Source organism: Pseudomonas sp. P108 (genome assembly GCF_032613195.1).
In the GTDB taxonomy this organism is placed as follows: domain Bacteria; phylum Pseudomonadota; class Gammaproteobacteria; order Pseudomonadales; family Pseudomonadaceae; genus Aquipseudomonas.
This window is the reverse complement of sequence record NZ_CP126691.1, coordinates 2,710,787-2,723,744: the sequence shown is the minus strand read 5'-3', so window position 1 is coordinate 2,723,744 and position 12,958 is coordinate 2,710,787. Positions and strand designations below refer to the sequence as shown.

3 protein-coding genes are annotated in these 12,958 nt (G+C 57.7%); 2 read left to right on the top strand and 1 reads right to left on the bottom strand.

Features of this window, described 5'->3' with window-relative positions; translation table 11 throughout:
• Positions 1 to 166: 166 nt before the first annotated feature.
• Positions 167 to 652 carry a flavin reductase family protein gene (locus QOM10_RS12035; protein WP_160039507.1) on the top strand — a complete coding sequence of 162 codons (486 nt, stop codon included), beginning with the start codon at positions 167 to 169 and terminating at the stop codon, positions 650 to 652.
• A 152-nt stretch (positions 653 to 804) separates the two neighbouring features.
• Complete coding sequence (locus QOM10_RS12030) at positions 805 to 1,848, top strand: LLM class flavin-dependent oxidoreductase (protein ID WP_160039505.1); 1,044 nt, start codon at positions 805 to 807, stop codon at positions 1,846 to 1,848.
• Positions 1,849 to 2,419: 571 nt separating this feature from the next.
• On the opposite strand, the gene QOM10_RS12025 is transcribed toward QOM10_RS12030, so the two are convergent.
• The gene (locus tag QOM10_RS12025; protein ID WP_316918131.1) at positions 2,420 to 12,937 is read right to left on the bottom strand and encodes a toxin C-terminal domain-containing protein; all 10,518 of its coding nucleotides are present in this window, start codon (positions 12,935 to 12,937) and stop codon (positions 2,420 to 2,422) included.
• Positions 12,938 to 12,958: the final 21 nt, after the last annotated feature.

Below are 12,958 nucleotides of genomic sequence, written 5' to 3'. Positions count from 1 at the left end.
AAACCGTGGCCTGCAGACCAGCCGCAAGCCCCGTAAATACTGAGTTTCCGACGAACGCAGCACGTTTATCGGTTCAGCTTAAAAGCCCTTGCAAAGATTGAATACTGGTATACCATCAGACCAACAAACACATAAAAACAGCAGCACCACACCCGAGGACCGACCAATGATCGATGCCGCCATCTACAAACAAGTCATGGGCTCGTTCCCGTCCGGCGTAACCGTTATCACCACCCTGGACGATGACGGTCAGATCGTCGGCCTGACTGCCAGCGCGTTCAGCTCGCTGTCGATGGACCCGGCGCTGGTGCTGTTCTGCCCCAACTACAGCTCTGATTCCTACCCGGTACTGATCAAGAACAAACGTTTTGCCATCCACGTTCTGTCCGGCGGCCAGCAAAGCGAAGCCTACGCCTTCGCCCGCAAAGGCAAAGACAAGGCGCAAGGCATCGAATGGACCTTAAGCGAACTGGGTAACCCGATCCTGGCCAACGCGACGGCTATCATCGAATGTGAACTGTGGCGCGAATACGAAGGCGGCGACCACGCCATCATGGTCGGCGCGGTGAAGAACCTGATCGTCCCCGAGCAAAACGCCGGCCCGCTGGTGTACTGCCACGGCAAGATGGGCGCCCTGCCCGTCCTGGCCTGATCGTCAGCCCCGCACAAATCAACTGTAGGAGTGAGCCTGCTCGCGATAGCGATTTATCCGATGTCGATATGTTTTCTGACACACCGCCATCGCGAGCAGGCTCACTCCTACAAGTTTTGTAGCCTCAACAACAAAAGATCCGAGGAAGCGTCATGAAATTTTCCCTGTTCATCCACATGGAACGCTGGGACGAAAGCGTCAGCCACCGCCAACTGTTCGAAGACCTCACCGAACTGACCCTGATGGCCGAGGCCGGCGGTTTCAGCACCGTGTGGATTGGCGAACACCACGCCATGGAATACACCATCTCGCCAAGCCCAATGCCACTGCTCGCCTACCTCGCCGCCAAAACCACCACCATCCACCTCGGCGCCGGCACCATCATCGCGCCGTTCTGGCATCCGCTACGCGTTGCCGGCGAATGCGCGTTGCTCGACGTGATCAGCAACGGGCGTATGGAAGTCGGCCTCGCCCGTGGCGCTTATCAGGTTGAATTCGATCGTATGGCCGGCGGCATGCCTGCCTCATCTGGTGGCCAGGCATTGCGCGAAATGGTCCCGGTGGTCCGCGCCCTGTGGCAAGGCGACTACGCCCACGACGGCGACATCTGGAAATTCCCCACCTCGACCAGCGTGCCAAAACCGATCCAAAAGCCGAATCCGCCAATGTGGATCGCCGCCCGCGACCCGGATTCACACAACTTCGCCGTGGCCAACGGCTGCAATGTGATGGTCACACCATTGATGAAGGGCGACGAAGAAGTCCTCGACCTGAAGAACAAGTTCCAGACCGCGCTGGACAACAATCCAGATGTACCGCGCCCGCAATTAATGGTGCTGCGTCACACCCATGTGCACACCGCTGATAATCCGGATGGCTGGAAAATCGGCGCGAAAGCGATCTCACGGTTTTATCGCACGTTCGATGCGTGGTTTGGCAACAAAGAAACACCGGTCAATGGCTTTCTGGCGCCGAGCCCGGAAGAGAAGTTTGCCGGACGTCCGGAGTTCGAACTGGAGAGTCTGCACAAGACGGCGATGATTGGTACGCCGGAAGAGATTATTCCGCGGATCAAGTATTACCAGGAACTGGGGGTGGATGAGTTCAGTTTCTGGTGTGACAACAGCTTGCCGCATGAGGAGAAGAAGAAGTCGTTGGAGTTGTTTATCAAGCATGTGGTGCCAGCGTTTCGGTAAGTGTTCTGCTGATTGAGCTTGACCTATGAAACGCCCCGACAGTGTTCGGGGCGTTTTATTTTTTGGCTATCGGCAAGACACTACGACTCCCGGAATCGACCAGATCCCGGCCTCCCTTAAGGCGAGTGAAAGTCATCTGGGACGGCGCTATCAAAGCAGCGGCCTCAGAGAAAGACCTGTGCTCTGATTGTGGCGACGGGGCCTAGAGTATTGGCGTAGATGCATAGAGTTCGGAGGCAGCGGAGACTGGGAAACATTGGAGAAAACTCTGCGTGATGAGGTGCATCATCAGGCGCAGAGCCTGGAGTAGGTTTGTGGGGATCCCTCAGGGACAGACTGCGTTTATCAAATTACTCTAAACGCGCCCCCATTTATTCTCTACGAACTGCAACTTATCAACACACAAGCATCTCCAGATTTGACAACCAAATTAATCGATTTTGTAGTCACGCCATCATCCGTTGACAACTCAACTAACAAATTTTGATTCTCGAACGATTGGAGCTCCGATATAAGCTGCTTAATAGTTTTCCCCCGGCCAATCCAATCGGGATTTTTTTTATCGATCATGTCAATCTCCAATACGATTTAAGTTTATGTCATAAGTCCCTGACCTAGTCTTTTTACTTCCAAGTGACTTGACAGAGTCTGCCATCTTCCACGCACCACCAACATGCCCAGCGATGTCTCGAGTAATATAATACTTACCCTTCTTGAATATTGCCTGACCACCGTGGATTGTCTCGTTTATTTTTTCAAATCCCAGTTTTTTTGCCGCCTGCTGAGCCTCAGCGTTAGTTTTGTACACAGGCTCAATTTTTACACGGCTAGTCGTTGGACCGCCACTACCTGCACTGATCGGGCTTTTACCTAGGATGGCCATTCCCAGCGTGAACTTGAGCTCAGTCAGCAACGTTGCTCGCTCTTCTAGAGACAGCTGTTGTCCAGACTGTGGATTAAGCCAACTGGTTTCCTTGACCCACTGATCGACACCTGCCAACTCACTCTGCGTCAGCCAACCTTCCTTTAGGTTCTTCGCAAAAGCTATTTGTTTGTCCGAAGTAAACAAAGCTCCCCAACCATCGACCCCTTGCGATGGAACGGCAATACTTCCTGGATTCCCGGTGAGGAGTCCGGCCATATCGTAAGAAACATGCTGACGCAAAAACGCCATCAAATCCTTGGCCACCGGCGTTTCTAATGAAACGGCACTTTTTTGAATCGAGTCTACACATGCTCTACTATCACAGGCATTGATTGCCATCGAACGCGTGGTGGATAAATCTTCGTATTGCGCAATAATCTCGCGAATATTTTCTGAACTACAGCCGGCGGTAACCCGACAACCTTGAAGTTCTTCAAGTAACCTTTCAGCAGATGGGTGGTCGAGGTTGTTGTATTGCGTTGCGTTGGCCGTAACTGCAGCGGCTGACGATGCATCCCCCCCCGTCACGGCCGCCGTTAAAACACCAATTAGTTGAGACGCAGCCAGCAACTTGCTGATCCCTTGCCGATACTCGAGGCTATTTCTATCCATACCTACCGGTAACAACTTTTCAGCTAAGAAGTCTACGACCGCTTCATTTGCCCCCGCAGCTAGAGCCCCCGTACGGAAGTCGCCGCCCATGGCCTCAGCCATCAGGCCGCCGAGAGCCGCGTGCATCGCGAATTTCGTTAACTTGCCGTTTTCAAACAGAGTTACATCACCGATCTTGCTGGCCCCAAGGGCCCCGCCAATACTGATCCCTGCCCCTACCGTAGCGTCGACCAAATTATCCGTCAGGCTACCTCCCATAATTGCCGTTTTGGCCACCGTGTCCGCTGCAATCTTGGTTGTCACTGCCTTGGCACCGGCCGAATCTAACGTCAACTCTGTAGGGTTAAAGCCAAACTGTGCAGCGATGCCCGCGGTGACGCCTGCGAGCACATAGCCTTTGAGGTTCTCAGAAGAGAAGGCGTCTTTGAAGGCTGCTCCCACGTTACCTTTGTTATTGATCGTACTAACGGCGGCGGCGCTGGCCATGGACGTCAATACCGCAGAGGCCATCACGTTCCCCAACCCTGCAGCGACTGTTGAGCCGACTGCAGCACCACCGGCAACTGCCGATGCGGTTGCCGTGCCCGCAGCTGCCATGGCTGTCCCTGATCCCGCCGCAGCGCTGGCGGCAGTTCCCACCGCCGCACTCGCGGCACCCGCCGTCAGCACAGTGACGATAATAATGATCGCCAACATCGCGCCCTGACCAAGGCTTGAGCTGCTGTATTTGAACGAGTCGTGGGTTTCCTTGATCAGTTTCCAGTCGACGTCACCGCGCTTCTCGGCTTCTTTCAGCCACGCCAGTTGTGGATCTGCCTTCACCATTACATCGATGGTCTGGCTGATCGTTTTCTGGTTGATCTGTTTGATGTCGATGTTCAGGCCATCAACCGCGTTGATCACCAATTGCCCTTTGGCAATTAGCTGACTTTGGCGCAAAGTCTCGTCGGTTTTGCCTTTGCCCGACATCGAGTTCCAGGCGAGGCTGGTATTGCTTTTTGTGTGGCTCTCTTGATGCAGGTCCTTCACGCCCTCGAACGTGACGGCTCCGCCACTGCTGATAACTAGGTCGTTTCCGCTATCCAGCTTGGCCGCCTGATAATGCTGATCGCCGCCACTGGCGAGCAGCATGCTGCCGCCGGAGGTGATTTCGCTGCTGATGTTCTTCACATCAGTGACTTCGTCATGCTTGGTTTTCTTTTTGCCGAAGCTACCTTTCTTCTTCATGTCATACAGCGAGTAATCGGTATCCTGCGCAGCAAGGATATCCAGACGATCACCCGCGACCAGGTAGGCTTCATCGCCAGCAGTGACACGACTGGACACCACGGCGAGGTTTTGCCCTGCCGCCAGCGACACGTCACCACCCGCGGTAATGCCGGACATGACCTGACTGACATGGTCTTCCTGACGGGTGACTTTCTTGCTTTTGGACAGCGAGTGTTGTTCGTCCGCCGCCGAGCTGATCAGCATGTTCTCAGTCGCTGACATCGCTACATCACGCTTGGCATCAATCTCACTGGCGATGACAGCGATGTCACGCTTGGCATCGGCCTTGAAGTCACGCCCGGCATCGATGTCGGCACCCAACTGAGTGATGTCGCTGCGGTTGTGCTTCGCGTCCATGTACACGCTGTTGGTGACTTGCACGGACGACACGTTGACGTCGCGACCGGCGTTCATTGTCATGTCGCGACCGCTTTGCATGACGCCGCCAACGATGTTGATGTCTTGCGCCGCTTTGACGGTCAGGTCATTGGCGGCTTCGATGCGGGCTGCGTTATCGGCATAGTCATTATGTTGCTTGGCATATCGAGTGCTGTTGTCGGACGAGGTAAGGGTCCGCTCGTTGATCACATCACCCGTGCGCGTGGTCAGGCTGACATCGCGTCCGGCAATGATCCCGCCGGCCTTGTTGACGATGTTGTTGGTCGCCAACAGATCCAGACGATTACCCGCCTCGATTGATCCACTATTGACCAAATCCTTGCCCGCCGTCGCCGACAGGTTATTGGTCGCTTTCAAGGTGCCGACGTTATCGAGGTTTTCCCCGGCAATCAGCGTCACATCGTTACCGGCAATCAACGCGCCGGTCGGGCCGAGACGGCCGTTGGCCTGGGCCAGATACACCACCGGCACCAGCACTTTTTCACCATTCACTTCATGCTCTTCGAGCCAGACGATATCGTGGGTCAGTGCCGCGACTTGCTGCGACGTGAGGCCCACACCGACCGACAGGTTGAGCGCGTCCTTGCTGGCGATGGCGTTGTTCATCAGGTACTTGAACATGCCCTCGTTAGAGGTCTGGCCGTCGAGGAAGGCCTGACCGGTGCGCGCAGTGACGGCTTGCTGGATCAGGCGTTGTTCGTAGAGACCGTCACCGAGGCGCTTGGCGCTTTGGTCGGGGTCATAGCCGAGTTTTTCCAGCAGGTAGTCGGAGCTCATGAACGACTTGAGGTCGGTCAGCACCGGGTTGGTTTCGATCAGGTATTTGTGCGCGTTGGACGACGCCCTGGTGTCCGGCAGGCCGGTGACGCGGGTCACCGGGCGGTTGTCGATCGAGTCTTTGGCGTCGTTGCCAGCACTCGGCGTGCGACGGAATGTATCGACTGCGCGGGTGCTGTCGGAGACCTGAGCCGGCGCGTCAATGAACAGATTGCGCGGACCGCCACTGGTGGCGGCGACCATGTGGTCCTGAGCGCTGACCGCTTGACCGCCCACAGTCCAGGTTGGCGCGGGGCCGTTGCCGGGCGATGCCGTGCTACTGCCCTGCCCGCTCAAACGGAACAAACCGTTTTCGCCGGTGGGCAGGGAGAAACCGGGCAAGCTCAGCGGATTGACTTGCTGCTGTGCAAGATCTGGCGGCAATTGGCTGTTGATGCGGACAACGGTAGTGCCACTCTTGCCGACGTTGGTGTCGGCGATTTTGTTAGTACCCCCAGCGGAGTTGTAGTCCTCATGGATAACGCTGTTTTCGACTTCCCGGGTGGCCGTGATCGAGACTTTGCCGCCCGCCTGGATGACCGCGTTGCGACTGGTGACTGTACCGGTGGAGCCGGTGCTGTCAGTGGGTAGCTCGATGGCATCGCCTTGCTGGTATGGCGCCAGTTCGCTCGGTAACGCAACCAGGTTATTGGGGTCGTACAGCGATGGCATCGAGGTTTCAAAGCCATATTTCAGCCCCGATAGCCCCCGACCATACTTGCGATCACTGACGACTTCGCCTGTTTCACTGTCTGTGAGAATAACGACTCGAAACGTCTCCCCGTCTCGCCCGCCCTCCCTTTTACTGCCTGATTTCGCGATGGCTTTGCGCACCGTGCTATCAGGGGCGAGGTAATACACATACGGAAAATCGGGGTTGTTGTGCTGGTTGTAAGGCGCAACGTAGTTGGCCATGAAATTTTCCGTGCTGCCGGCGCCCATTTCAAAGGCGTACTCGCGGGTGACTTCGATAGTCCCGCTTTTTGCGCCGATATTCTTCAGACTCGTAGCGTTGATATCGATGTTGCCACTGGCCGCCACCGTGCTTTTACTGTTGAGAAACGTGCCACCCTGAAATACAAAATCCTTGCCGACGTTGAGCACGGCAGAGGCGCTGGCGTCAGTGTCGACACTTTCATAAATCTCACGAGCCGTGAGGAAGTTGCTGAAAGTGCTGCCGACGCAGTCGCCACAACTGGCCGCGATATACCCCGATATCAGCTTGCGCTCAGACGAAGCCGCCGAGCCTTCAGTTCGGTTCTCGAACACATCGGCATTGAGCGTGAACCCGCCCACGCTCTCCATCGAGCCGGAAATGTTGTAGACCCCGGCAGCCCGCGCCGCACCGCCATATCCGCCGATGACTACATTGCCCAGGCTGTAGAAATCACCGTTCTGGTTGGTCAATGTACTGACGCCGAGCGTCATGTCATTGCCGCTGAAAATCAGTCCGCGATCGTTGAGCAATGAAGGCGTGTTGATGGTCAGGTTCTGCGCCGCCCCCAGACTGCCGTAGTTGGCAACGCTGCCAGCGTTGACGGTCAGGTCTTCACTGGACGTGATGCGGCCCGAGTTGATCAGTTGCCCGCTGACACGAATGGTCGACGTCGCACCGGCGGCAAAACTGCCGCCTGCACCGATGTTCATCTGCGCGACAGACAGTTCGGTCCCTCGCTGGCTGGTCAAGCGGCCGCTGCCGCCGTAACTGCCCGACAGCTGCATGTCGATAATGCCGTCACTGGCGATCAAACCGTGGTTGGTCCAATTGCCGCCACGGGCCTGTAGAGACTCCGAAGCCAGCAGCTTGCCGCTGGCGCTCTGGCTGAACTCGCGCACGTTAACGTTCAGGCGACCGGCCTGAATTGCGCCGGTGTTGTTCCAGGTATCGGCATTGAGTTCCAGCAGCCCACCGGTGACGATGCTGCCACCAGCGCCAAGCACATTGGCTGTGGAGATATCGAACTTGCCGCGCCCAACATGGTTGAGCTGCCCGCCGCCGTTGAGGAAGCTACCGACCGCCAGGGTCATGTCAGTGTTGGCGGTTTCCAGTACGCCATTACGGTTGTCGAGCAAGCCGCCGAGCTGAAACACGGTGTTGCCGGTGGTACCCAGCGAGCGCAGGCGACCGTTCTGGTTATCAACCGCGCTGGCTTTGACACTCAGTTGGCTGTTGCTTTCGATGACGCCCGCGCCATTGCGCAGCGCACCGCTGAGGCCGAAGTCGATACGCTCGGCGGCGATCTGTCCGCCACTGTTATCGAGACTCGCGCCGGTAACACCCAGCAGCCCTTTCGCATAAAGCACACCAGCGCCGTTATCCAGCGCCGCCGTGGTGATGCTGCTGTCTGCCGCTTGCGCCGAGATCCGCCCGCCGTTGTTGTTGAGGCCCGCCAATGCCGTCAGCGTCAGGCTCTGTGCCTGAATGATGCCGCCCTGACGATTGTTGTTCAGGTCGAAACCATTGCGCAGAACACCAACCGTGCGCGCTTCCAGTGCACCTTTGATGCTGGCGAGCGTACCGCCACGGTTATCAATGTTGGCAGCCTTGATCAGCACATCACCGTTCTGGGCGATGACTTTGCCGCTCTGGTTGTCGAAGTCGCCGCTGATTTCCAGGGTCAGACCGCTGTCGCTCTGGATCGAACCTTTGCCGTTGAGCAGCCTGGCCGCGTGCAGTTGCACATCGGCATTCTTGCTGTAGATGAGGCCGTCGGCATGGTTGCTGACGGCGCCCGTCGCGGTGATCAGCAAGTGGTCGTTGGCGGCGAGCGTGCCCTTGTTGCTGTTATCCAGCGAGCCGGTACGCAGTTCCAGGGTTTTCTGGCTGGCGAGCTGGCCGTTCTGATTGTGCAGATCAGTTACGCCCTTGATCAACAGCGGACCGGCAGCAGCGAGTTTACCGGCATTGTTGTTCAGGTCACCGCTCAGGTTGAGGGTGATCGCATCGTTACTGGCGATCTGTCCGCCACGATTGTCGAGGCTCGATGCCGTGGCATTGAAGAGCTGCTGTGCATTGATCACACCGCCGATATTGCTGAATGCCGTGCTGACGATATCCAGCGCTGCGCCACTGGCAATCAGGCCGCCCTGATTGTTATTAAGCGCACCGGCCAACGTCAGGGTCTGCCCAGCCCCACTGCTGAAATTACCTTTGTTGCTGTTATCAACGCTGCCAGCGTTGATACTCAGATTGCCCTGAGCGACCACAGCACCCGCGCCACTGTTGAGAAGCGCGCCCGTCAAATCCACGCTGACATCGGCGTACTTGCTGGACATCGTGCCGCTGTCGCGGTTGTCCAGGCTGTTGCCGTTGACAGTGAGCCCTTGCCAGCCGGACAGCAGGCCTTTCTGGTTGATCAGTTCGGTGCCGCGTACCAACAGTTTTTCACCGCTGATGATTTTGCCGGCGCTGTTGTTTGCCGCCCGGGCGATGAGGTCAAAACCGAGGTTGCTGGAGACTTCGCCGTTCTGGTTACTCAGATCGCGCAGGCGCTTGAGGGTCAGCGGGCCTTTGGCGGTGAGCAGACCGTTTTGGTTGTCGAGGTCGCCGTTGGCCAGATCCACGGTGATCGATTGGTCACTCAGCAGTCGCCCACCGTTCTGGGTCAACGAGGTCAGTGTCAGGTCAACGTCACCGTTGGCGGAGACTTCGCCGCCATTGCTGGAGTCGAGCCCCGTCGCCTTCAGCGTCAGATTGCCTTTGCTATTGATCAAGCCACCGTCACGGTTGTTGAGCTCGGCACTGTCGATGCGCAGTGCTTCTGCAGCGCTGATCAGGCCTTTGGCGTCGTTACGCAGTTGGCCGTCGACGGTGATGTCCAGATCGCCACGACTGATCAGGCCACCACCGCCGTTGTTCACGCTTCCCGCGCGGACATCAATGGAAGCGGCGCCAATCATGCCCTTGACGTTATCCAGTGCTGCGGCAATGCGCAGGGTCAGGCCCTGATTGCTCAAGAGATTGCCGTTGCCGTTATCCAGGCTTTGCGCGGTCAGCGTGAAAGCTTCAGCGCTGGAAATCGTCCCGCCTTGGTTGTTGACGCCGTTGAGTTGTTTGAGCAGCAGTGCGCCAGGGGCGTTGATCAAACCGCCGTTGTTCAACTGACCGTGATTCAAATCCAGGCTAAGACGCGTGTTGCTGAACAGCTTGCCGCCCTGTTGATCGAGTCCTGTAACCGAAGCCGTCAAAGCACCTTGACTGCCGATAATGCCGTCACCAGCATTGGTGACCTGAGCGGCGACGAGGTTCAGTGTATCGGCGCTGCTGAGCAGGCCGTTGCTGTTATCGAAGGCGCCGGTGGTAACGGTGACGGCACCTTTACCACTGAGCGTGCCCTGCTGGCGGTTGTCGAGGCTGGCGCTTTCAATGAGGAGTGCACCATCGGTGACAACCTTGCCGCCCTGGTTATCCACGCCGCCACGGCTGACCAGTTTCAAATCAGTGGCACTGGAAAGACTGCCTTGAGCGTTGCTCATCTGCGCGGCGTCGACCGTCAACGTCGCTTCACTGCTGACCTTGCCCTGGGTGTTATCAAAGGCGTCGGCGGCGGTCAGGAGCATGGTTTGCTGACTGCGCAATTCACCGCCGTTGTTGGCCAGAGTACGCGCTTGCACATTCAAGAGCGTGCCCGCATCGATCAGGCCTTTGTTGCGGTTGATTACTTCATCGATGGTCAGCTTCAGCGCCTTGCCGGAAAACAGCTTGCCGCCATCGCTGTTGTCGAGTTTTTTACCGGTGAGCAGCAGATCGCTGTTGGTGCTGATTTCGCCGCCACGGTTGTCCAGTTCACCAACGGTCAAGGTCATGGCTTTGGTCGAGCCCAACAGACCGTTTTGACGGTTATCAAGTTGATCGGCGTTGAGTTTGAACACGCCGGTGGCGATCAACTTGCCTTTCTGGTTGTTGAGGTTCTGTGCCTGCACGCTGACGTCCGACTTGCCGGCGATGTTACCGACCCGGTTGTCCAGAACACCGGCCGCGAGCGTGAGCTGGCCGTCGGCAATCACCGTACCCTGCTGGTTATCCAGCGTTTTGTCGGTGGTCAGCAGCAACACACCGCGACTACTGATCAGACCATCATGGTTGTCGAAGCTGGCGCTGTGGCTGTCCACGGACGCGCCGGAAATCACCCCTTTGACGTTGTTCAAAGCTTGCGCTACGCGCAACGTCAAACCTTGTTGCCCGAGGAGTTGACCATTGCTGTTGTCGAACAGACCGGTATCGACCCGGCTGTCTTGTTTACCGATGATCAGGCCTTTTTGACTGTTGTCCAGGCTTGCACTGTTGACGGCCAATAGGCTATCGGTGCTGATCGAACCTGCCCGATTCAGCAATGCTCCCGCGCTGGTGATCGTGAGCTTGCCAGCACTGCTCAGGTTGCCGGTGCTGTTATCGATACGCCCGGCGTTGAGGGTCAGCGTGCCTTCACTGCTGATGACGCCGCCAGCATTGGTCAGCGCATCATCAAGCGTAATCACCAAGCCATTGAGACTGCTGAAATTGCCGCCGCTGTTGTCCAGCCTTTGGCTGGTCAGGCTCGTCGCGCCTTTGGCGGTAATCTCGCCCTTGTTGCGATTGTCGAGCAAGCCACTGACGCGCAGCGTCAGACCACCATCGCTGACCACCGAGCCGGCATCGCGGTTATCGACACTGGCGGCTTTGAGGTCTACCGCCCGCCCGGAACCGAGCACGCCATCACGGTTGTCCAGCGCCGCGCTGAGATCGATGTTCAGGCCCAGATCGCCAAGAATCTGACCGCTGCGGTTGTCCAGAGACCCGCCGGTGAGGGCGATGTTTTTTGCACTGAGCGTACCGTTCTGGTTGTTCAGGGTGGCGGCGTTGACCGTCAGATTACGGCTGGCGAGCAAGCTCTTGCCGGTGTTGTCCAGATGCTGAGCGGTCAGGCTCAGATCGCCGCTGGCATTGCGGCTGCCGTCGGCGTTGACGCCCGCTTCGATGGTGCCGGCGTTGGTCAATTGCCCGCCGGCGCTGAGGCTGATGCTGTCGCGGGCCGCGAGGGTCTGGCGGTTGGTCAGGTTGCCTTGAGTCTGCACATTGAGCGCGGTGCCTGCATAGATCGCGCTTTGGGTATCGAGGCTGGCAGCCTTGACGTTGACGGCGCCAGTGGCCGAGGTTTCTGCGAGGCTCAACTGGCCGTTGGCGTCGAGCTGGATGTCGCCGCCGCTGGCAATCAGTTTGCCGTCGAGTTTCACCCCGACCCCGGCCTCGGTGCCGACCAGTTTGATCGCCCCGGCGTACATGCCGCCCAATGCAGATGAGTCGATAGCCAGTTGCGGTTTGGCGCTACCGTCATCGGCGCGGGCGGTGACATTGAGAGTTTGTGCGTTGACGTCGTTACGACCGGCCACAATCGTCAGGTTCTGCGCCTGAATCTCGGCGTTGATCTTCGCGCTGCGGGTGATGATTTCGAAGCGGTCGACATTGGTCGCGTTAAGGCCCGCGCCGTCGATGGCCACCGTGCCCTGATCCACCTGAAAGCGATCCAGCCGACCGTTGTCGAGCACCGGTTTACCGGTGGTCAGAGTCACGCGCGGCGAGTTGATGAAACCGCACCCGTTGCAGGTAATGCCATAAGGGTTGGCAACAATGACCCGTGCTGACTGCCCCGCCACTTCGGTGTAACCGCGCAACTGGCTCGGGTTACCGCTGATGACTTCGTTGAGAATCGCCTGCGCCGAACCGCTGTTTTTCAGGTTCGGGTTATCGATGATATGCCCGCCCAGCTGGGTGAGATTATTCTGCGTCGAGCCGTTGTTGAGGATCAGCCCCTGCGCACCGACGTTGTAGTCGTGGAACTGGTTATGCGACAGACCGCTGGCATTGGGCGTGGCGATATTGATGATCGGCACGCCGTTGCCGGCGCGATCCAGCGAGGTGTTCGGATTGGCCACCACAATACCGTCGGCCTGCGCCCACATCGGTTGCCAGAACATGACGTTCGCCAAGAGAAACGCCAGCCCGCGCTTGGGCATGCCGAGGAAGTGTTCGCGGTTTTTTTCGGCAGCAGCAGGCTGACCGGCCAGAAAGGCCGGTTGAAGGATGTCCATTTCAGAATCTCGGGGCGGGCG